Consider the following 21,824-nt stretch of genomic DNA (forward strand, 5'->3'; position numbering starts at 1 on the left):
CGGCGGCCCTGACGTTGGTAATCAGCGGGGCTTCTCGGCCTTCTTCTTCTTCATCGCGTCGTGGAAGCGGTCCGCCCAGCCCGGCTTGACGAGCTGTTCCCCGCGCACGAGCCGCAGTTCGCCGTCCGCGACGTCTCGTGTCACGGCGCTGCCCGCCGCCACGATGGCATCGGCGCCGATCCGGAGCGGAGCCACGAGGGCGCTGTTGGATCCGATGAAGGCACGGTCGCCGATGACGGTCTGGTGCTTGAAGTACCCGTCGTAGTTGCACGTGATCGTGCCAGCGCCGATGTTCGCACCGGCACCGATGACGGCGTCACCCAGATACGTCAGGTGATTGGCCTTGGCGCCTTCGCCCAGCACCGCTTTCTTGACCTCGACGAAATTGCCGACTTTGGCGTTCGCCTTCAGCACAGCGCCGGGGCGCAGGCGGGCGTAGGGTCCGACCTCCACGCCACTCTCGAGAGTGGCGCCTTCAAGGTGCGAGAAGGCGTGGATCACGACCTTGTCCGCAACCGTCACGCCCGGACCGAATACGACGTTCGGCTCCACCGTGACGTCGCGACCGAGGCGCGTGTCCCACGCGAAGAACACCGTTTCGGGGGCGACCAGCGTGACGCCGTCCGCCATCGCCTGCGCGCGGCGCTTGTGCTGCCAGCGGCCTTCCGCCTCCGCAAGCTCGCCCCGGCTGTTGATCCCGGCCACCTCGTCTTCATCGTCCGTGACGATGACGGCGCAGGCGCGGTCTTCCAGCGTTGCGATGTTGACGATGTCGACCAGGTAGTACTCGCCCTGGGTGTTCTCATTGCCGACCTTGGCGAGAAGGCCGAAGAGATCGGCGGACTTCACCGCCATCAGCCCGGAATTGCAGAGGCGGCAGGCGCGCTGTTCGTCCGTCGCGTCCTTGTACTCGACCATCATGGCGATGCGGCCATCGTCGTGAGCGAGAATGCGGCCGTACTGCAGCGGATCCTGCGGTTCGAAGCCCAGCACCACGACGGCCGGCCCGTCGGGTGCGTGAAGGCGCTCGATCATGGCGCGCATGGTCTGCGGCCGCACGAAAGGCACGTCGCCGTAAAGGATCAGCACGTCGCCATCGAAGCCCGAGAGGGCCTCCTCGGCCTGCTGGACCGCATGGCCGGTGCCAAGCTGCGGGTCTTGTACCGCGATCGTCGCGCGGGTGCCGAGCGCCGTGGCCAGCTGCTCGCGCCCATGCCCCGCGATGACCACCTGCCGTTCCGGCGCAAGTTCGGCCGCGCTGGCGAGCAGGTGCTCGAGCATCGGGCGACCGGCAATGGGATGGAGCACCTTGTGCAGGTCGCTCTTCATGCGGGTTCCCTTGCCGGCGGCAAGAACGACGATGGCGAGCGGCGCGGTCTGGGTGGGGCTGGCAGATGTCATGCGCGCTCTAGTGCCAGCAAATTGTTGCGGTTTCCATCCCGTGCCGTCACTGCATCGCACCATGACTGATTTTCCTTTCGCGATAGTGGGGTTCGACCTTGACGGGACGCTGCTCGACACGCTGGGTGACCTCGATCACGCGGTGAACCACGCCCTCGCTCTGGAAGGACGGCGCGCCGTCGCGCGCGACGAAGTGCGCGGCTTTGTAGGCGGCGGTGCGCGCAGGATGCTGGACAAGGCGCTGCTGGCGACCGGCGGGCCGGTCGAGGCGAGGCGGTTCGAGGAACTGCACACCGCGCTGCTGGACTTCTACGCCGACAACATCGCGGTCGAGACGCGGCTGTTTCCGGGGGGTGAGGCGATGCTCGATGCCTTGGCGCAGCGGGGGGTGCGCATCGCCGTCGTGACTAACAAGCTTGAGCGCTTCGCCAGAGCGATCTTCGAGCAACTGGGTCTCTCGGAGCGGTTCTACGCCATCATCGGCGGGGATACGCTGGGCCCCGGCCGCGCGAAGCCCAGGCCTGACCTTCTTCACCTGATGCGTGAAAAGGGCGGAGCGGGCGCGGCGGCTTACGTGGGCGACACCAGCTACGATACGCTGGCGGCCGCCGCTGCGGGGCTGCCGTGCGTCGCGGTCAGTTTCGGATTCAACGACATGGCGCCGGCGGAGCTGGGCGCGGCGGCGGTGATCGACCACTTCGATGAACTGGTCCCGACGCTGGAGCGCATTGGCAACGCCCCGCCGATAAGCCGCTGAAGCTCTTCGTCCGGTACGCCCGCACGCTTGCCTGTTCGGGGGCGACGTGCGAGCCCTCGATCCCAGAGAGGGAGACAGGACATGCCGACACCGGGTGAAAAGCTGCGCGCGCTGATCGAGAGCGGCGAGCACTTCGTGGCTGCCGAAGCGTACAGCGCGCTTACCGGGCGAATCGTCCAGCACGTCGGGTTCAAGGCCGCCTACCTTGGCGGCCATGCCTGTTCGGCCTTCCACTACGCGGTGCCCGACAACGGCATCTTCAGCCAGATCGAGCAGATCGATCAAGCGGGAAGGATCGCGCAGGCCATGGATATCCCCCTTGTCGCCGATGCCGACACTTTGGGCGAGACAGTGGCGGACGCCTATCGCTTCACGAAGATGTACGTCGCAGCCGGGGTCGCCGGGTACCACGTCGAGGACGAGGTGAACCCCAAGCACTCCAAGCATGTGAACGGGCTCTGCCCGGTGGAAGAGATGCAGTGCCGGATCGAGGCCGGCGTCAAGGCGCGTGGCGATTCGGGCCTCGTCATCATCGCGCGCTGCGACGAGTTGTACACCAGTGCGAACGGCGGCGGCGGCACCGGATCTGTGGAAGAGGCCATCCGGCGGGGCAAGGCCTACGCCGAGGCGGGTGCGGATGCCATCGTCTTTGCCAGCGCTCCGCCCGAACAGCAGGCGCAGGTCATTCCGCACATGCCGATCCCCGTCTGCACCCTCGGCTTCAACTTGCCCGATACCCGCTTCACCCTTTCCACGGGCTGGGGCTGGGTCTCCGCCGCGGTCAACCACCTGAAGATGGCGCGGGATCTCATGGAAACCGGCTCGGTCGCGAGCGCAGCCGCCGCATTCGGCGACTTCAAGGAAAAGTACGAGCTGATCGACCAGAAGCTGTACGACGACCTGATCGTCGACTGGGCGGAGCGAACGGGCAGGGAAACCCGTCCGAACCACGCCCGCTAGGAGGTGGGAGCGGGTACTGCCGCATCCTTGGGCAGTGCCAGCACCTCGACTCCCGCGCCTTGCACGAGATAGCGGCGGGCAACAGCCTGCACGTCTGCCGGTGTAAGCGCCAGCAGCCGATCCCGAGCGTTCCGGAAACGCTCGATCCGGTCTGGTTGCGATTGCGCCCGGGCCGCCAGCGCCATCCAGCCGCCGTTGGTCTTCAGCGCGTTCTGGTAGGCTTCGATGAGCGGCTGCCGTGCGCGGCGCAGGATGTCTTCGCTTACCGGCGCGGCGCGCAGTTCGTCGACCACCTGTGCAATCGCCTTGCGCGTGGCGGGCACGTCCGTCACATCGATGGAGGCGTTGACGGAGAAGGTGCCGTAGCCCTTCCATCCGCGCGAGAGGCTGCTGGCTGCCGAGGGTGAGTAAGCCTTGCCCAGCGCTTCCCTCAGCTGGTCGGTGAGTTCGACGCGCATGACGCGCTCCAGCATCTCCAGCGCCAGCGCTTCGACCGCGTCGCTGTCGTCACGGGTGGGCCAGGTAATGCGCAGCAGCGCTTGGTCGGCGGGGCCGGAGTGCCGCACGATTCGCAGGGAGCGGTCGCGGGTGAACGGGCGCGGCGGGCCGGCCGACTCTTCGTGAAAGCCCCTTTCACGTGGCGGAAGCGCGCCGAACGTCCGAGCGACAAGGGCGATCGCGGTATCCTCGTCGATGTCACCGACAAGCGCGATTTCCACCGCACCTTTGGCAAGCCGGTCGCCGATATCGTTCCGCAGCTTCGCGTAAGTGAGTTGCCGGTACGCCTCAACGTCCCCAAGGCTGAAGCGCGGATCGCTGTCGCTCAGGATTGCGCCAAGCCGCGCGCCAAGAGCGGAGGCGGGCGTAGCGTCGAGCTGGGCAAAGAAGTTGTTGATGGCCTGCCGGTAGCGCACCTCTCCCTCAGGCCGGTAGCCCGGGTCGGTGATGAGCGCCGTCAGGAGCTGGAGCTGGATTTCCAGATCGCGCGGCGTGGTGACCAGACGCGTGTCGAAGCTGCTTTCTCCCCGGCCGAGACCCAGCGACACGCTGCGCCCCGCAAGGATCGTATCGAGTTCGTCGCGGCTGTGCCGGCCGAGGCCGCCATCCTCGAGGTTAGGCACCAGTTGCGTGGCGTGAGGGTTGTCGCGGGTGTTGAGCCGATCCCCACCGTCGATGGAGAGGCTGACGCGCACACGGTCCTTCTCGAGGTCCGTCCGTTTGAGGTTGAGCATCACGCCGTTCGCGAAGCGCACCTCCCGCAGGCCGAAATCGTCCCGGCGCGTGTCCGAGGTGATCTGTCCGGGCGGGCCAAAGTCCGTATAGGCGAACTGCGCGGTGTCGGCGGCGGTGGGCCTCTCCACCTTTCCGTGCATTACATCGTTCCAGGCCGCCTGCAGCGCCGCTTCGCCGCCTTCGGGCGCCTGACGCCCCTGGAAGCGGATGAGCGGAGCATCAAGCGCCAGCGCCTCGCGCTTCAGGGCGGCGAGCACGGCAGCGGGTGTGATGTCGGGGGCGAAAGCCTCGAACCGTTCGAGCGAGGACTGCGGCGTCGACGGCACGAGGCGGTCTTCAACGAGCGTGAGGGCAAGCTGCGCCAGCATGGCGTTGCTGCGGGTAGAGGCGGCGGCCGCCGCGTTCACGCTTGCCGTGCGAAGCTGCGCGACCTGCTCGGCCACTTCCGCCTCGGAAAAGCCGTAGGCGAGGGCGCGGCGGTACTCCCGGCCGGCGGCTTCGAGACCCGCGCGCCACTTGCCGTCGACGGTATCGACGATAAGTCGTGTCGACCGGGCGGCCTTGAACACGTCGCCCGTGCCGAAACCCGCGCCCCGAAAAGGAGGCTGTGCGCTGCGGGCGAGGCGCTGGAGCCGTCGGTTGACGATGTCGTAGCCGATCGAGCGCAGCAGCCTCTCGCGCCGCTCCGCGATCGTGTCGGGCTTGTGCAGCGATGTGCCGTTTCGCTGGACGGTGACGCGCTCGGACAAGGCGGGGTCGAGGTAGGCGGACGCGCGGTTCCTGTCCTTGCGCGAGAAGGGGCCTGGTGCGGGCTGAGGCTCGGCCGGCTTGGGCGCCCAGTCGTTGAAGTGCCGCAGAATGCCCGCTTCCACGGCATCCACGTCGAAGTCACCGACGATCACGAGGGTCGTGTGCGCGGGAACGTACTCGCGTTCGTAGAAGGCGCGCAGGCTTGCTGCGCTGGCGGCCTGGAGTGTTTCGGCCGTGCCGATGGGGAAGCGCTGCGCGTAAAGCGAACCCGGGTAGAAGAAGCGGGTGGACTCGATGGCGTTGCGCAAGGCCCAGGAATTGCGGTCCCGCATTTCCGAGAGGATGACCCCGCGCTCCCGATCAACCGCTGCCTGCGCGATGGTGAGGTTGCCGGCGGTCTCGCGCATCAGCATCAGCGCCGTGTCGATCAGCGCGGGATCATTGCGCGGCAGATCGAGCTTGTAGACCGTGCGCTCGAAGCTGGTGGAAGCGTTCGTGTCGGCACCAAAGGCAAGGCCCTCCCGCTCCAGAAGGGGCACCATCTGGCCTTCCGGCACGCGCGTGGAACCGTTGAAGGCCATGTGTTCGACGAAGTGCGCAAAGCCCTGTTCGGCAGGCCCTTCGTCCAGCGATCCCACCTCGACGTTCAGGCGAACGACGGCGGTCCCGGCGGGTGTCGCGTTGCGACGGATGACATACCGCATGCCGTTTTCGAGCCGTCCGAAGCGGAACGCGGGATCGACGGGTACGTCGCTGTGCTGGAAAGCCCAGGTCATGTCGGCGTGGGGGGCTTTCTCCTTCGCTGCCAGTGGCGGGGGCACCAGCACGAGGAGAAGCGCGATCAAGGAACCTCTCATCGCGCCACGACGTAGCGAAGGGGCGGCAGCGGTGGCAAGGGGGTGGTGGCGCAGCGTGCGGGAAAGTCGAAGCCGGCAGGCGTGAATCCGAAACGAGAGGAGCGGCGCCCGCAAAGCACCGCTCCTTCTTGTTCCATCTCTCGCCTGTGGCTTACTTGCCGCGCAGCTTGCGGTGCTTCGACAGGTCGAGCACCTCGCTCGGGCCGGCATCATCCTGGAGCAGGCCGAGACGGCGGGCGACTTCCTGGTAGGCTTCCTCCTCCCCGCCGAGGTCGCGACGGAAGCGGTCCTTGTCGAGCTTTTCGCCGGTGACCATGTCCCACAGGCGGCAGCCGTCCGGGCTGATCTCGTCGGCCAGGATCACGCGGCTGTAGTCGCCATCCCAGATGCGGCCGAACTCGAGCTTGAAGTCGACGAGGCGGATGTTGATGGCGGCGAACATGCCGGCCATGAAGTCGTTCACGCGGATCGCCATGGCGGCGATGTCCTGCATCTCGTCGTGGTTGGCCCAGCCGAAGCAGGCGATGTGTTCTTCAGCGACCATCGGGTCGCCGAGCGCATCGTCCTTGTAATAGTACTCGATAAGCGTGTGAGGCAGCATCTCGCCCTCGGCGATGCCGAGCCGCTTGGAGATGGAGCCGGCCGCCACGTTGCGCACGACCACCTCGATCGGGATGATCTCGACCTGCCGAACGAGCTGCTCGCGCATGTTCAGACGGCGAATGAAGTGGTTGGGTACACCGATGTGATTCAGGCGCGTGAACACATACTCGCTGATGCGGTTGTTAATGACACCCTTGCCCTGGATGGTGCCCTTCTTCTGCGCGTTGAAAGCGGTCGCGTCGTCCTTGAAGTACTGGATCAGCGTGCCGGGCTCGGGGCCTTCGTAGAGGATCTTGGCCTTGCCTTCGTAGATCTGGCGGCGACGGGACATGCGCGTGGTCCTTGAAACGATCAAAAGAGCAAGCCCCGGCGCCTTGGGGACGGCCGGGGCGTTCGAGCGCGCATATAGTGCAAGCGGGTGTAAAAGCAAACCGCGCTCAGGATTGCCCGCGCCGCTTCGGACGCAAAGGGGCGAAAGAGACAAGGCGTGGTGCCATTGTCACGCCTCTGCCGCGACGGGCGACGAGGCGCGAATCGCCGAAAGCGCTCCGGGGTGGCGGCGCGTTCCTGCGGCGGCCTTACGGTACGCGGTCCTTTGCGCTCTCCGCCAGTTCGAGCAGCATGTTCCGAACATCTGCCGATAGGAAAGGCTTGTTTAGCATCGGACGGTCGCAATGCGCCTGTGGCAGATGCTCGCGGTCGTAGCCGCTGATGAAGGCAAACGGTGTGCGCCGCCGGGCCAGCTCGTCGGCCACCGGGCCGATCTTCTCGCCGTTGAGGTTGCCGTCGAGAAGGGCAAGATCGGGGCCGGTCTCCTTGATGAGCGCAAGGGCCTGGTCGCAGGAAGTGGCAGGACCGAGTGGCACGCAGCCGCCGTCCTCTATCTCCATCATCAGTTCGATCGCCACCAGTGGCTCGTCCTCGACCACCAGGATGCGCAGGTGCGGGAGTGGCTCCGAAGCGGCGGGACGGTCCGGCCTGGCGCAGACTGGCGGCGGGGGCGGCTTGACCGCTCCGCCGACGACAGCGGGTCCGAGCGGAAGGGTCATCGTCCACGTCACGCCTTCCGGAGCGAAGTCCGACACGATCTGCGCCCCGTCGGCAAGCATGCTGTGCTCGATCAGGGTGGAGCCAAAGCCGCGCCGTTCTGGCGGCTGGACAGGCGGACCGCCCCGCTCGAGCCATTCCATGTGCAGGACATTGTCCGTGCAGGTCCACGTCAGGCGCACCGTGCCGACGGCATTGGAGAAAGCCCCGTACTTGTGCGCGTTCGTGGCCAGTTCGTGGAACACCAGAGAGAAGCGCAGCGCCAGTTCCGGCGAAAGATCGACATCGGGGCCGTCCAGCAGCAGGCGCTCCTCGCTCACGGCGCCGATGGCGACATGATCGGCAATGAGGCTGCGCAGTCCGGCGCTTTCCCAAGTGGTCGCACTCAGCATCGAGTGCGCTCTGGACAGAGCCTGGAGGCGGCCGGTGAAGGCGTCCTGGAAGTCCTTGTGCGAGCGGGCGTGTCGGAATCCCTGGGAAGCGATGGCCTGGACCGTCGCCAGCGTGTTCTTCACGCGATGATTCAATTCACCGATGAGCAACCGCTGCGTCTCCTCGGCGCGGCGGCGTTCGGTGATGTCGAGCATTTCGATCATCACGCTCCCGGGCCTCAGGCCGTTGCCCGCCAGGGAGGAGCAGTACCATTCCCCCTCGCGCAGCATGCCGTCTGCCCGGCAGTAGCTGTGTTCCTGCATGGCGCGGCGATCACCGCCCTCGATCAGGGCGGTCATGCCGTTGAGGAACTCCTCCCGTCCGGCATTCGGCGGCAGAAAAGGCGCATCGTGCAGCGACTGACCCAGCACTTCGGAACCCAGGTAGCCCAGCGTCCGCTCGGCGCTCTTGTACCAGCCGACGATGCGAAGGGAGGAATCGATCTCCAGCACTGCAAGCGGCGAATTGTCGCCATGCGCCCGCAGGCGGCTGAGCGCGGCGCCGAGTTCGTCCCGCTGGAACGCGAGTTCGCGTCGCTGGCGGGCCAGTTCGACGAACACTGCAACCTTGGAGTTGAGGACGGTGATGTCGATCGGCTTGAGGAGGTAATCGACCGCCCCGGCTTCGAAGCCCTGAAACTTGCGCCGTTCGTCCGTGGCGACGGCGGTCAGGAAGATGATCGGAACGCCGCGCGTACGCTCGGTGCCGCGCATCAGTTCGGCCAATTCGAACCCGTCCATCTCGGGCATCTGCACATCGAGCAGGGCGAGGACGAAATCGTGCTTGAGGAGCAATTCGAGCGCCTCAAACCCGGAAGATGCCGTCACAAGCTCGACGCCGGGCTGATCAAGCGCGGCCTCCAGCGCGACGAGGTTCTCGCGGATGTCATCGACCGCAAGGATTTTCAGAGGCTCATTCAGCAAAATTGGCCTCCAGCGCGTCGTGAGTCGTGCGCCGCCAGATCTTCTCCTGCGGCGCGAACTCAGCGAAGCTCTCGGTTTCGGCCGAGAAGTTGATGGTCTCCCGTGCGCCCAGGCCGAGGAAACCGCCGGGGGGGAGCGACCGGGCAAAAAGGCCGAGGGCGCGGTCCTGCAAGGCCCGGTCGAAGTAGATCAGGACGTTGCGGCTGGAAACCAGCTGGACCTCGGAGAAGACCGCGTCGCTGGCAAGGTTGTGGTCCGCGAAGACGGCGCGGCGACGCAGGGCGGGATCGAAGCGGGCGACACCGTAGCTGGCTGTGTAGTAGTCCGACAGCGAGCCCAGTCCGCCGGCCTCGATGTAATTGCGCGAGAACCCGGCGATGCGTTCGATTTCGTAGATGCCCGCTTCCGCCTTCGCCAGGGCTGCGCGGCTGATGTCGGTGCAGTAGAAGTGCGTGCGCTCCTCAAGCCCGGCCTCGCGGAAGAGGATCGCCAGCGAATAGAACTCCTCCCCGTTGGCGCAGCCCGCCACCCAGACCTTGACCGACGGCCATGTGGCAAGGTGCGGGATGACCTGCTCGCGGATCGCGCGGAAGTACGACGGATCGCGGAACATCTCGCTGACCTGGATGGTCAGGGTGCCGATCAGCACAGGCAGGCTCTGCGGATCATGCAGAATGACATCGAGAAGGCTGGACATGTGCGGCAGGCCGAAGTGGGCCTGCGCGTGCTCCAGCCTGCGGCGCAGCGATGCGCGCGAGTAGTCCCGGAAGTCATACTGGTACCGCCGCCAGATGGCCTCGACGATGAGGTCGAGCTCGATATCCGCAAGCGTGTCGTCGGATCGGATCACCATCATCGCGGCATCCAGACGCGCACCAGGCTGAGCAGCTTGTCCACGTCCAGCGGCTTGGAAAGATAGTCGTTCGCGCCGGCCTCAAGGCACTCGCGGTGGTCGCGCTCGGTGGCCTTGGCGGTGAGGGCGATGATCGGCAGACGCGACCATTGCGCATCCTTGCGGATCTCGCGCATGCAGGTGAGGCCGTCCATCTCGGGCATCATCACGTCCATCAGGATGAGATCGACCGCTGAACCGTCGCTATCGGCCACGCGGGCCAGTTCGCCCAGGGCCTCGATGCCGTTACGGGCGATCCGTACGGATACGCCATGCGGTTCGAGCACCGATGTGAGCGCATAGACGTTGCGAATATCGTCTTCGACCACGAGGACCTGCCGGCCTTCAAGCGCCTGATCGCGACCCAGGGAGCGGGCCAGAAGCTGTTGCTTTTCCGCCGGAAGGTCGGACACGACCTGGTGGAGAAACAGCGTCACTTCGTCGAGCAGGCGCTCGGGGCTCTTGGCTCCCTTGACGATGATCGACTTGGAGTAGCGCCGCAGCCGCATCTCCTCTTCGGCCGAGAGATCTCGACCGGTGTAGACGATGACCGGCGGGAAGCCGACGCTTTCGTCGTGGGAGAGGCGTTCGAGCAGGTCCAGCCCCGACATGTCGGGGAGGTTGAGGTCAAGGACCATGCAGTCGTAGGTTTCGGCGCCGAGGCTGTCGAGGCACTCCGCCGCCGAATGGACCTCGACCGTTTCGACGTCGCGCGAGGCGAGGAGATGGTGAATCGCCTGGGCCTGCTGCGCGTCGTCCTCCACCACAAGGACGCGGCGCAGACGCTGCGCCATCCGGGCTTCAAGCCCTTCCAGCATATCGACTAGCGTGTCGCGGCTGACCGGCTTGAACAGGTAGCCGACCGCGCCGCTTGCCAGGGCGGCGTGATCGTCGTGATCGGCAGAGACGATGTGGACCGGAATGTGGCGCGTGCGCGCGTCGCGCTTGATGCGGTCGAGCACGGAAAGCCCGGTGTGGTCGGGCAGGTGCATGTCGAGGATGACGGCCTGCGGAAGGTACTGGCGGGCAAGAAGCGCGCCTTCGTCGGCCGTACCTGCGATGAGGCACGAGAAGCCGACTTCGTGAGCCAGATCCGCCAGAATACGGGCGAATGCGGGATCATCCTCGACGATGAGGATGATGCGCGAATCGCCGCTCAGCGTCTCACGATCGTCCGGCACCGCGGCGATACGCCGGCTGACCGTGGGGCCGGGGACCGGCGGGCTGGCAAGCGGCGTGGGGGAGGGCTGGCGGACATGCTCAGGAGCGGAAGCCGCGTCGAAGCGCCGGGGCAGGGCGAGAGTGAACGCACTGCCCTTGCCGGGCGTGCTCTCCAGCGTAATCGCGCCGCCGAGAAGCTGCGCCAGTTCGCGGGAGATCGAAAGGCCGAGGCCGGTGCCGCCGTACTTGCGGGCAATTCCGCCGTCCGCCTGCCGGAAGGCCTCGAAGATGGTGCCCTGCTGGTCTTCCGGGATGCCCGTGCCGGTGTCGCGCACCGTAAAGGCCATCCGATCCCCGGCTTGCGTGACTTCCAGCGCGACATGGCCGCGCTCGGTGAACTTGATGGCGTTCGACAGGAAGTTCTTGAGAACCTGTTCGAGGCGCAGCGGGTCCGTTTCAATCTCGATCGGCGCGTCGCTGGCGATCTCAAGCCGCAGATCCAGGTTCTTCTTGGCGGCGGAAGCCGCGAAGGTATCGCGCAGCTTGGAGACGATGGCCGAGACCGGCACCGTCCGCGGCTCCAGGTCGAGCTTGCCGGCCTCGATCTTGGAGATGTCGAGAACATCGTTGATGAGGGTGAGCAGGTCGTTGCCCGAGGTTTCGATCGTCTCGGCGAATCGGACCTGTTCGTCGCTGAGATTGCCGCTGCGATTGTCCGCCAGAAGGCGCGCCATGATAAGCAGGGAGTTGAGCGGGGTGCGCAGTTCGTGGCTCATGTTCGCCAGGAACTCGCTCTTGTAGCGGCTCGCCTGTTCGAGATCCTCGGCCTGGCCGCGCAGCAGGGCCTGCGCGCGGGTCAGCTCGTCACGCTGCGCCTCGAGTGAGTTGGCCTGCTCCTCCAGCTGTGCGTTCGACCGTTCGAGTTCGGCCTGCTGCTCCTCGAGCTGAGCCTGCGAGTGGAGCAGGACCTTGCTCTGGGCTTCGAGCTCATCGTTGGTGGTGCGCAGTTCCTCGCTCTGGTTGGCGAGCTCCTCGGCCTGCTGCTGTGTTTCGGCAAGCAGTTGCTCAAGCCGGGCGCGGTACTTGGCCGCGCGCAGGCTGAGGCCAAGCGAGGCGCTGACGACATCGAGGAATTGCAGAGCTTCGGGCGCTCGCGATTCGGCATCGTCGAGGAAGCCGAGCTCGATCACGGCGTTGATCTTGCCGTCGATCACGGTTCCGCCAAGGACCAGCTTGTCGAGGGCGGCATGGCCGAGCGCGCTTCCGAAGGCGAGATAGCCAGCCGGCACTTTGGTGATGATCCGCGAGCGGCCATCACGCATCACTTCGCCCAGCAGACCGTCGCCAGGCTGTAGCTTGTGAGGCACGTCCGCGCTGGAGGGAACGCCATAGCTTGCGACACGATTGTAAGTGCCGTCCTGTTCGACGTAGATGACACCGGCCGAGGCGTCGAAACGCTCCGCAAGGAAGGTCAGGGCCCGCTGGGCAAGCTCCTGAAGCGCCAGGTTGCCCGCGACGTTGCGCGACAGCGTGGCTTCACCTTCTCGGACGGCCTGCAGCGCACGGGTCGCATTGCGGTACGAGATGAACGCCGCGCCGATGCCGGCGAGAAGAAGATTGGTGATCGTGCCCAGCGTACGATTGATGAGGGCCACGCTCTGCCCCACGCCCGTGGGGGCGACGTGATAGCCCACGACCACCAGCACCGTGGCCACGGCTGCCACCGCGATCGGCGCCAGACGGTGCGGTGCCAGATACGCCAGAACCGTTGGCAGCAGGTAGATCACCCAGATCGAGGTTCCCAGCGGCAGCAGCGTGTCGGCGACGAAAGTCAATCCGATTACAAGGGGAAGCAGGATGTAGAGGAGCTTTGAGTTATCCAGTCCGCGCGCCGTCGCCATTCACTCAACTCGCAGGGATAACTGCCTGGAATTCGGAACCGCCCCCCTGCGCGCGGTCCTTCGGATCGGGCAAACAACGCCCGAAGGGCATTGCTGGTTCCCGGCGATATAATTTTTTTCGCTCCGCCTGATGCCGCTTCTGGCGGGTGCCGCCGGAGCCGATGCGAAAACTTCCTTAAGATATTCGCGGTATTAACATCGGGAAGATCGGGACAAATGCAAGGACAGCTTGGTTGACGATGCGTAAAGCATTTGATTTCGCGGCGAAACTGTTTCGTGACACCTCAGGCAACGTCCTGCCGATCGCGGCAGCTGGCATGCTGGTGGCCGTTGCCATCGTGGGCTCCGCCATCGACATCAGCCGCAGTTACCTTGTGCGCAGCCAGATGCAGGCTGCGTGCGACGCCGGCGTTCTGGCCGGGCGGCGCACGGTCACGACTGCCGGTTTGGATGACACTTCGGTGAAAGCGGCCAAAGCATATTTCAAAACCAATGTTCGCAGCGCGAACTTAGAGGACGATCCTGTTCTCAACGTCACCTCGCCAGACAATGGGCAGACGGTGGTGGGCACCGCCACAACAGTTTTAAACACGCTTGTCATGCGTGTCTTCGGACGCAATACCTTCGACATCCGGGTGACGTGCAGCAGCTCCATGGGCGTGGGCAACTCGGACGTCATGATGGTGCTCGACACCACGGGTTCCATGAACACGGCCCTGACCGGCTCGCAGACCCGGATCCAGGCCCTGCGTGCGGCGATGAAGAACTTCTACGGCACGATCGCAGCCGCCACCGCCAGCAGCAACGCGCGCGTACGGTACGGGTTCGTGCCTTACAGCTCGTCGGTGAATGTCGGCCGGCTCATCATGGACCGCGATCGCCGCTATATCGTCGACAAGCAGACATACCAGTCGCGCGTGTGGGAGGCGTCGTACGGCACGCCGGGGAACTTTACCAACTGGTCGCGATCCAACACGACCGATTACACTACATTGGCGGAATGCAACGCCAATCGGCCGGCGAACTCCGCTGACTTCACCGACTTTAGCAGCGGCACGCAGCGCAAGTACGAGTATAGCTGTCAGGAGGAACGGTCCTGCTTCCTGGTCATCTTCTGCAGGACGGTCTACGTCCTCAACGTGCGCTATCAATCGCGCTCGGTGACGCAGGGCTGGTCCTATCAGCCTTACGAATATGACACGAGCGTGTACAAGACCTTCGCCCGCGTCACTACGCCCACCGGAACCAACGGTGCCAACGTCTCCTCCGTCTGGGCCGGCTGCATCGAGGAACGCCAGACTGTGGCGCAGAGCGCCTTCAGCTACTCGTCAATCCTTGGCATCAGCCCTGCGGGCGCGCTTGATCTCGACCTCGATGGTGCGCCCGACGTGAACCGCGATGCGACGAAGTGGAAGCCGATGTGGCCAGAAGTTGCATACCGCCGCTGGGACAGCCGCAGCAACTACACGACGGCCAACACCACGGACGGTGGCTCGGCGCCGTCCTACTGCCCGGTGCCCGCGCAGCTTCTGGCGCCGATGAGCCAGAGCGCCTTCAACGCTTACGCGGATTCCCTTCAGGCCGAGGGCAGCACCTACCTCGACATCGGCATGATCTGGGGTGGCCGCCTGCTCTCGCCGCAGGGGCTCTGGTCCTCGGTCGTGAACGAGGAACCCCGCAACGGCGGCGAAGTGTCGCGCCACCTCATCTTCATGACCGATGGTGAGATGGAACCGAACTACCTGATCCAGCAGGCTTGGGGCATGGAGTACTGGGACCGTCGCGTCACCAGCGACGGGTCTTCGGGCGACGCCGCGCGGCACACCTCGCGGTTCCGCGCCGTGTGTGAGGCCATCAAGGACAAGGGCATCCGCGTCTGGGTCATCGCCTTCACGACCAGCATCAACTCCGACCTGAAGGCCTGCGCGTCCGACTCAAGCTCCTATGTGGCGAACAACTCCGCGGAACTGAACGCGGCGTTCCAGGAGATCGCCAAGCAAGTCGGTGAACTGAGGGTGGTGGAGTGAGGATCCCGACCAGCCTCAGGCGGCTTCGCGACGACGCGCGGGGTGCCACCATCATCGAGTTCGCGGTCGCCGCGCCGGTTCTGATCCTGTTGCTGATGGGCATCTTCGACATGGCCTACAACGCCTACATCGTGTCGGTGCTGCTGGGCGCAGTGCAGGAAGCGTCGCGGCGCAACAGCCTGGAGATCGCCAATACCGCGCAGTCGGATGCCTACGTGGAGAAAATGGTCAAGACAGTCGCGCCTGCAGCCGCGGTCACCTTTAAGCGGGTCAGTTACTACGATTTCGCCGACATCAAGCGCGCCGAGCTTTGGAATGACAAGAACGGTAACGGGCGCTGCGACAACGCCGAGATCTACACCGACGAGAACAGGAACAACCGTTGGGATGCGGACGTCGGCACCAACGACAACGGCGGGGCGAACGACGTCGTCCTCTACACGGCGACCGTCAAGTACAAGCCTGTGTTCGTGGTGCCTTTCATGCCGAACGCCGGCGCGTTGCGCACCCAGAGCGCGACCGCCGTGCAGAAGAACCAGCCGTTTGCGCTTCAGGAAAAGTACGGCTCCTCGTCGGGAACCTGCTCATGATGTGCCAAGCGATGCGGTTCGCACGGCGCCTGAAGCGCGACCAGCGCGGCGTCTCGTTCATGGAGTTCGCGCTGATCCTGCCCATTCTGGTGACGCTGGGCTTCTACGGCACCGAACTGGCATGGATGGCCACGGTCAACATGCAGGTCGGCCAGATCGCCTCGACAGTGGCCGACAACGCCTCGCGCCTGGGGCAGACGGACAACAGTGCGGTCTCTCCGACCGTCACGGAGACCATGGTGGACTCGGTCATGACCGGGGCGCTGATTCAGGGCTCAAGCTTCAAGTTCGAGGACAATGGACGGATCATCCTGTCCAGCCTTGAGCGCGATTCGGCAACCGGGCGACAGTACATCCACTGGCAACGCTGCCGTGGCAAGCTGGCGGTCGTGTCGCGGTACGGCAGGGAGAAGGCCGGGTTGACCGGAACCACGTTGGCCGGGATGGGCAGTCCCCTGATCACCGCCGTGCCCAATTCGGCGGTGATGTTCGCCGAGGTCAGCTATACGTACCAGCCGCTGTTCGGCTCCTGGTTCGTCGGCCGGCCCACCTTCCGGCGCGAAGCCGCGTTCATCGTGCGTGACGATCGCGACCTTCGCGCCAGCACGGCCTCAGGCGTGACGGAAGGGACGAGCCCCGCCCAGTCGCGCTGCTCCTGAGGCCCTGGAAGCGGCTCAGTTCGGCTCAAACCGGATAGCGGTTCCACCGCCAGGCGCCAGCCATACGTCGAGACTGTCCCCCTTGCGCACCGTGCGCGTGTCATAGGCGATCCTGTGACGCGCTTCGGTTTCATAGGTGGCGCCTTCGCCGTCTTTCCAGACGCTTGCCTTGTAGGTCTTGCCCGGTTCGAGGAAGTCGAACCGCAGCGTGACGGTACGCGCTGTCGCGTCGTTGACGCCGCCCACGAACCAGCGCTCGGAGGTGCGATCCTTGCGTGCGAAGATGGCGTAGTCGCCCACTTCACCGGCAATGAGGTGGCTTTCGGACCAGTCGGTAGGAACGGACTCGATGAAGTTCATCTCGCGGGGATGCTTGTCCAACTGCTCGATGAAGTCCGCCGCCATCTGGATCGGCGAGTAGAGCGCGAGATAAAGGCCCAGCTGCTTGGCGAGCGTCGAGGCGAGCGGCCCTTGCGCACCTTCAAGGCTGAGCACGCCCGGGGTGAAGTCCATCGGGCCGGAAAGCATGCGCGTGTAGACGAGCGTGGGTTCGTGCTCCGGGCCGTTCGCGAACTTGCCCCAGGCGTTGTATTCCATGCCTCGCGCGCCCTCGCGCGACACCCAGTTCGGATAGGTGCGGCGCAGGCCCGTGTCCTTCACCGGCTCATGGGCGTCGATCGCGACGTGGTACTTGGCGGCCGTCTCCACCACGGCGAGGTGGTGCTGGACCATCCGCTGGCCGTCGTGCCACTCCATCCGCAGCGGCCCCACCGGCGCTCCCGGGTGATCCGTGTTGGCGATGATGCCGCCATGGTCGGCGACGTAACCGGTCTTTACCGTGTCCACGCCCAGCTTGCCGTAGAGCGCGAAGCCCGCGTCCATGTTGGCTTCGTAGTTGGCGATGTTGCCGCCTGTCTCATGGTGGCCGATCAGGCGGACACCCTTGCGGGCAGCATACTTCGTAACCGCTTCGAGGTCGAAGTCCGGCGTCGCTTCCGTGAAGCTGAATTCGTCGCCATGGCCGAACCAGTCGCCGTTCCAGCCCTTGTTCCAGCCTTCCACCAGCACACCGCGGAACTTGTGCTTTGCGGCATAGTCGATGTACTGCATCGTTCGCTTGGTCGTCGCGCCGTGCTTCGGACCTTCCGCCCAGCTCCAGTCGTTGCGGATCATGCCCCACCAGATGCCGATGTAGCGCGCCGGCTTCACCCAGCTGACATCGCCCAGCTTGTTCGGCTCGTTGAGATTGAGCTCCAGATCGCTTTCGACGAGGCCTGCCGCGTCGTCGGTGATGCGTACGGTCCGCCAGGGAGTGGCAAAGGGCAGGTCGCGCACGACGCGCGCGCCTTGGGAGGAGGGAGCCAGCGTGGTGCGGAATTTCTGGCCATCGGCACGCTTGAACCAGTACCCGGCATAGTCGACCAGCGCGGCCTCGTGGAACGACATGTGAGTGCCGTCCTCGAGCTTCATGGTGATCGGCGTGTGCGCCGTGGAAACGGCTTCGATCGGCGTCTCCTGATAGACCTGCTCGTAACGGTTCCATTCGCCGCCCGGAATCCACCAGGCCGTACCCTTGGGCACGATGTCGAACTCGGTCGTCTCGTCTGCGATCTTCATCGTCTTGAGCCCGGGCTGCTCGGGCAGTTCGTAGCGGAAGCCGATGCCGTCATCGAACAGGCGGAACGTGACGTTCATCAGGCGCGCGCCCTGGTTTTCCGCCTGGCGGAAGCGCACGGTCAGCTGGTTGTGAGTGTCCTTTACGAAGCGGCGTTCGCCCCAGGGCTGCTCCCAAGTCTGGTTGCCCTGCGCTGTCTCGCTGCCTGCGATGGCAAAGCCGCGAGTCATGTTCAGCCCGTCCGTCAGCACGAAGCCGAGCTTGCTAGGTGCGATCAGCAGCTTGCCCTTGCGGCTCACCGACCAGGTCGGGCGGCTGTCGTTATCGGTGGTGACCGTGAGGACGATCGAGCCGTCGGGCGAAGCCGCCGTGACGGAGGGCTTCGCGTCCTGCGCTATGGCGGGAGCGGAAAGGACGATACCGGCCGTTGCGAACAGGGCGAGCGGCGACTTCATGCGGTTTCTCCTTCGATGATCCAGATGCCGCCCCAGGCGGGCAGCGTGCCGGCTTCGGCGTCGTTGACGGCGGCGAGGGCTTCACCCGTGGTCGGCACTTCGGTCGGCCACGGCGTGGCTTGCGGTCCCATGTTGAACACGGTGAGGACGCTCTGGCCGTCCCAGGCGCGGCGCAGGACCAGGTGTGTCTCGTCGGCGACCACGACCTCGCAGGAACCGCGCCGAAGCGAGGCATTGCCGCTGCGCAGTGCAACGAGCCTCCGGGTGAGATGGAGCAGGGAGTCCGGATCGGCCTCCTGACGGTCGACGGCGCGAGCGAGGTTCTGCGCGCTCATCGGCAGCCAGGGCGTTGCGGCGGTGAAGCCGCCGTGTTCGTCCTGCGCCAGCCAAGGCAGGGGCGTGCGCACGCCGTCGCGCGAAAGGGTGAGCGGCCAGTTGGCGATGGCTTCCGGGTCGCGCAGCATCTCGAACGGAATCTCGTCCTGCAGCAGGCCGAGCTCCTCGCCCTGGAACAGGATCGGATTGCCCCGTAAGGAGAGCAGGAGCATCGTCTTCATCCGCGCAAAGGCGTCGATGTCCTCCGGCGCGCACCAGCGGGAGAGGGCGCGGGGCGCATCGTGGTTCTCAAAAGCCCAGCTGGGCCAGCCCACGTCCGCCTCGTCCGGCCAGTAATCCTGCGCTGCGGCGATGCGCCGGGGCGTCAGGTTCTCGGCGTACAGAAAATCGAAGCCGTACGCGCTGTCGAGACGGTCCGGCCCTTGCGTGAAGGTCTTCATCTCCTCGCCCGCGCGCGCGCCGCCCACTTCCGCAAGCGAGAAGGTGCCGGGATAGCTGGCAATCAGCGCCTGCAGCCGTTCGATGAAGCCGAACAGGTCAGGATGGGACTGGTTGTAGACCTGCACCTGGAAGTCATAGGGCCGGGTCCGGACGCGGGTGTCATCGGAAGCGGCGGGATTGTCGCGCAGGAGCGGGTCATGCATCGCGTGGTTGAGGGCGTCGATGCGAAAGCCCGAGACCCCCCGATCGAGCCAGAACTTCGCCACGCCCAGCAGCGCGTCCTGCACTTCGGGGTTGTGGCAGTTGAGCTGCGGTTGTTCGGCCAGGAAGTTGTGCATGTAGTACTGGCCACGCCGTGCGTCCCAGCGCCATGCCGGGCCGCCGAAGATCGACTGCCAGTTGTTCGGCGGAGTGCCGTCCGCCTTGGGATCGGCCCAGACGTACCAGTCCGCGCGCGGATTGTCGCGCGAGGTGCGGCTTTCGGCAAACCAGGGATGGCGGTCTGAGGTGTGCGCGTAGACCTGGTCGATGATGATCTTGAGGTTCAGCTCTTTCGCACGCGTCACCAGGGCGTCGAAGTCCTCAAGCGTGCCGAACATCGGATCGACCGCGCAGTAGTCCGAGATGTCGTAGCCGAAATCCGCCATGGGGGAGGCGTAGAACGGAGAGATCCATACGGCTTCGACGCCGAGCCGGGCGACATGGTCAAGCCGCGCGGCGATGCCCTTCAGATCGCCGATGCCGTCGCCGTTGGAGTCCGCGAAGCTGCGCGGGTAGATCTGATAAATGGCCGCGCCGCGCCACCAGGGGGCATTGGAAATCGTTTCTTTGGTCATCGCGTTTTTTCCGGGGAGGGAAAGTCAGGGGAGCGAAGGCGCTCAGGGCTGCGCCGCGCAGACCGTGAAGCCGAGGGGCGGGAGCGTCAGACCCAGCGAGCCGGGAGCCGTCGGGGCGGCCGGGCAGCCGGACCCGGCCAGTGAGCGGAACCGGGCGGAGCCGGGCTCCACGACCACATTGGCGCGCACTTCCTCGGTCGAGGTGTTGAAGGCCACCAGCACTTCCCGCCCGGTCTTCGGATCGAAGCGCGATACGGCGAAGAGGCCGGGCTTTTCGGAAGAGGCGCGGACCTTGGTGCTCCCCGCGTGAAGCGCAGGGGTATCGCGCCGCAGTCGGGCAAGCTGGGCAATGTGCCGGTAGAGCGGGTGCGCCGGATCGAAGTGCTCGGCGGTCGGCGCCCGGGCCGTTCCGAGGAGGAGTTCGTCGGTCAGCAGCGGGTCTTGCGAAGCGAACATGTCCTGGCGCGCCCACTGGTCGCCGCCGTGACCGACGAAGCCTTGCTCGTCACCGTAATAGATGGTCGGCACGCCCCGCAGGGTCAGCAGCATGGCGTGACCCAGCATCGAGCGGCGCAGCAGCTCGTCGTTGCTTGCAAGCGGTTGGCCCAGCTTCAGGAACATCGGCAGCCGGCCCGCGTCATGGTTGCCGAGGAACGTCGGAAGCTGGAGCGCACCCTTGGTGCCGCCCGCATAGAGCGCATCGTCGGTGAACAGGCGCGCGAGGGTTTCCGTACCGCCGTCCTTCGCCCCGCCCACCGCATCGTTCACGGCGCGCATGAACGCGAAGTCGAGAACGGCGGGAAGGTCCGCATCGCGGGTCCAGGAAGCGAGGAGGGCGGGATCGTAATCGCCCGTCGCCACTTCGCCGAAGATGTGGAAGTTGGGGATGCCCTTCGCCTTCGCTCGCTCAAGCATGGCGGGGACGAACTGGCGCCAGAACTCCGGGTTGACGTGACGGGCCGTGTCGATGCGGAAGCCGTCGATGCCGAAGCGGTCAATCCAGTCGCCGTAGATCTCGATCATGCCCGCGATCACGCGCGGGTTCTCCGTCGCGAGGTCGTCAAGACCCACGAAGTCCCCGTACTGCGCGCTTTCGCCCTTCCAATGCGTGTTGCCGCGGTTGTGGTACCAGACCGGATCGTTCAGCCAGGCCGGAACCTTGACGTTCTTCTCGGCCCTGGGGACGATGGGTGTGTACGCGAAGGAGGGATCGGTCAGCTTCGCCCAATTTTCCGTGCTCGGATCGGCGTCACCGGCGAAGCCGGCGTTGATTGCCGGCCCTTTCAGGCCTCCGCGCCGGGAAAAGGGATAGTCCGCCTTGGAGCGGTAGGGATACCCCTCGGCGAGGCCCTCCTTGAACTGGATCACATCGGCCGTGTGGTTGGCGATGATGTCCATGTAGACCTTCATGCCGCGCGCGTGGGCGGCATCGACCAGGGCCTTGAAATCGTCGTTTGTGCCGAAGTGCGGATCGACTTGTGTGAAGTCAGTGATCCAGTAGCCGTGGTATCCGGCGCTCTTCTGGTCGTCAGGGCCCTGCACGGGCTTGTTCTTGAAGATCGGCCCCACCCAGATCGCGGTGGCGCCAAGGTTCTGGATGTAATCCAGGCGGTTCGTCAGGCCCTTGAGGTCGCCGCCATGGTAGAACGCCTTGTCGGCCGGGTCGAAGCCATGATCGAGCTTGCCGCCGCTAAGGCCGCCGCGATCGTTCGACGGGTCGCCGTTCTCGAACCGGTCCGGCAGGACGAAGTAGATCACTTCCTGTTCCGGCGTGCGGGCGCGCATGTCCTCGGCGGGACCGGCAAACGCGCTGCCGTGTGAGAGGGCCAGCGCCAGTGCGGCGAGCGAAGGGATGAGGCGGTTCATCGGGGCATTCTCCAGATGGCCGGTGCCGGGCGCGCCGCGCCAGGCGAACAGGATGATGTCATGCCCTGCCTTGCCAGTACGG

The 21,824-nt window shown here is 65.5% G+C and carries 14 protein-coding genes; 5 read left to right on the plus strand and 9 right to left on the minus strand.

Translation table 11 applies throughout. The annotated features are described in order from the left end of the window. Positions 1-21: 21 nt before the first annotated feature. Positions 22-1,401, minus strand: coding sequence for a bifunctional UDP-N-acetylglucosamine diphosphorylase/glucosamine-1-phosphate N-acetyltransferase GlmU (gene glmU, locus C2R25_RS18290; protein WP_103730542.1), 1,380 nt, complete (start codon positions 1,399-1,401; stop codon positions 22-24). Between the two features lie 61 nt (positions 1,402-1,462). On the opposite strand from glmU, the gene C2R25_RS18295 reads away from it, so the two are divergent. Further along, positions 1,463-2,158 (plus strand): HAD-IA family hydrolase, encoded by a 696-nt coding sequence (locus tag C2R25_RS18295; RefSeq protein ID WP_103730628.1) that lies wholly within the window; start codon positions 1,463-1,465, stop codon positions 2,156-2,158. 81 nt (positions 2,159-2,239) lie between these two features. After that, positions 2,240-3,118, plus strand: coding sequence for an oxaloacetate decarboxylase (locus tag C2R25_RS18300; protein WP_103730543.1), 879 nt, complete (start codon positions 2,240-2,242; stop codon positions 3,116-3,118). Here C2R25_RS18300 and C2R25_RS18305 read toward each other — a convergent pair. From C2R25_RS18305 to C2R25_RS18325, 5 genes are all read right to left on the minus strand, one after another. Beyond that, the gene (locus tag C2R25_RS18305; protein ID WP_233204136.1) at positions 3,115-5,946 is read right to left on the minus strand and encodes a pitrilysin family protein; all 2,832 of its coding nucleotides are present in this window, start codon (positions 5,944-5,946) and stop codon (positions 3,115-3,117) included. The genes C2R25_RS18300 and C2R25_RS18305 overlap by 4 nt on opposite strands. A 163-nt stretch (positions 5,947-6,109) precedes the next feature. After that, on the minus strand, positions 6,110-6,892 hold the full coding sequence (purC, locus tag C2R25_RS18310; RefSeq protein ID WP_103730545.1) for a phosphoribosylaminoimidazolesuccinocarboxamide synthase: 783 nt from the start codon (positions 6,890-6,892) through the stop codon (positions 6,110-6,112). A 247-nt stretch (positions 6,893-7,139) separates the two neighbouring features. Next, the gene (locus C2R25_RS18315; protein ID WP_103730546.1) at positions 7,140-8,963 is read right to left on the minus strand and encodes a response regulator; all 1,824 of its coding nucleotides are present in this window, start codon (positions 8,961-8,963) and stop codon (positions 7,140-7,142) included. Continuing rightward, a complete protein-coding gene (locus C2R25_RS18320) occupies positions 8,953-9,819 on the minus strand; it encodes a protein-glutamate O-methyltransferase CheR (protein WP_103730547.1) in 867 nt (288 codons plus the stop codon). The genes C2R25_RS18315 and C2R25_RS18320 overlap by 11 nt, the downstream gene beginning before the upstream one ends. Next, the gene (locus C2R25_RS18325; RefSeq protein WP_103730548.1) at positions 9,816-12,917 is read right to left on the minus strand and encodes a response regulator; all 3,102 of its coding nucleotides are present in this window, start codon (positions 12,915-12,917) and stop codon (positions 9,816-9,818) included. Before C2R25_RS18325 ends, C2R25_RS18320 begins: the two co-directional genes overlap by 4 nt. Before the next feature lie 239 nt (positions 12,918-13,156). Between C2R25_RS18325 and C2R25_RS18330 the strand changes: the two genes are divergently transcribed. The 3 genes from C2R25_RS18330 to C2R25_RS18340 are packed head-to-tail and all read left to right on the plus strand — an operon-like array spanning position 13,157 to position 16,193. Beyond that, positions 13,157-14,944, plus strand: a complete 1,788-nt coding sequence (locus C2R25_RS18330; protein ID WP_103730549.1) for a pilus assembly protein TadG-related protein — start codon at positions 13,157-13,159, stop codon at positions 14,942-14,944. Next, complete coding sequence (locus tag C2R25_RS18335; protein WP_103730550.1) at positions 14,941-15,534, plus strand: TadE/TadG family type IV pilus assembly protein; 594 nt, start codon at positions 14,941-14,943, stop codon at positions 15,532-15,534. Before C2R25_RS18330 ends, C2R25_RS18335 begins: the two co-directional genes overlap by 4 nt. Next, entirely contained in the window at positions 15,531-16,193 is a 663-nt protein-coding gene (locus C2R25_RS18340) for a TadE/TadG family type IV pilus assembly protein (protein ID WP_103730551.1), read from the plus strand. The genes C2R25_RS18335 and C2R25_RS18340 overlap by 4 nt, the downstream gene beginning before the upstream one ends. A gap of 15 nt (positions 16,194-16,208) precedes the next feature. On the opposite strand, the gene C2R25_RS18345 is transcribed toward C2R25_RS18340, so the two are convergent. Genes C2R25_RS18345 through C2R25_RS18355 form a run of 3 tightly spaced genes read right to left on the minus strand, consistent with a single transcriptional unit; the run spans position 16,209 to position 21,742 of the window. Next, positions 16,209-18,263 carry a glycoside hydrolase family 97 protein gene (locus C2R25_RS18345; RefSeq protein ID WP_103730552.1) on the minus strand — a complete coding sequence of 685 codons (2,055 nt, stop codon included), beginning with the start codon at positions 18,261-18,263 and terminating at the stop codon, positions 16,209-16,211. Then, on the minus strand, positions 18,260-19,876 hold the full coding sequence (locus C2R25_RS18350; RefSeq protein WP_103730553.1) for an alpha-amylase family glycosyl hydrolase: 1,617 nt from the start codon (positions 19,874-19,876) through the stop codon (positions 18,260-18,262). Before C2R25_RS18350 ends, C2R25_RS18345 begins: the two co-directional genes overlap by 4 nt. 42 nt (positions 19,877-19,918) lie before the next feature. Beyond that, on the minus strand, positions 19,919-21,742 hold the full coding sequence (locus C2R25_RS18355) for an alpha-amylase family glycosyl hydrolase (protein ID WP_103730629.1): 1,824 nt from the start codon (positions 21,740-21,742) through the stop codon (positions 19,919-19,921). Positions 21,743-21,824: the final 82 nt, after the last annotated feature.

The sequence above is a fragment of the Novosphingobium sp. HII-3 genome, from assembly GCF_002916655.1.
Lineage (GTDB): Bacteria > Pseudomonadota > Alphaproteobacteria > Sphingomonadales > Sphingomonadaceae > Novosphingobium > Novosphingobium panipatense.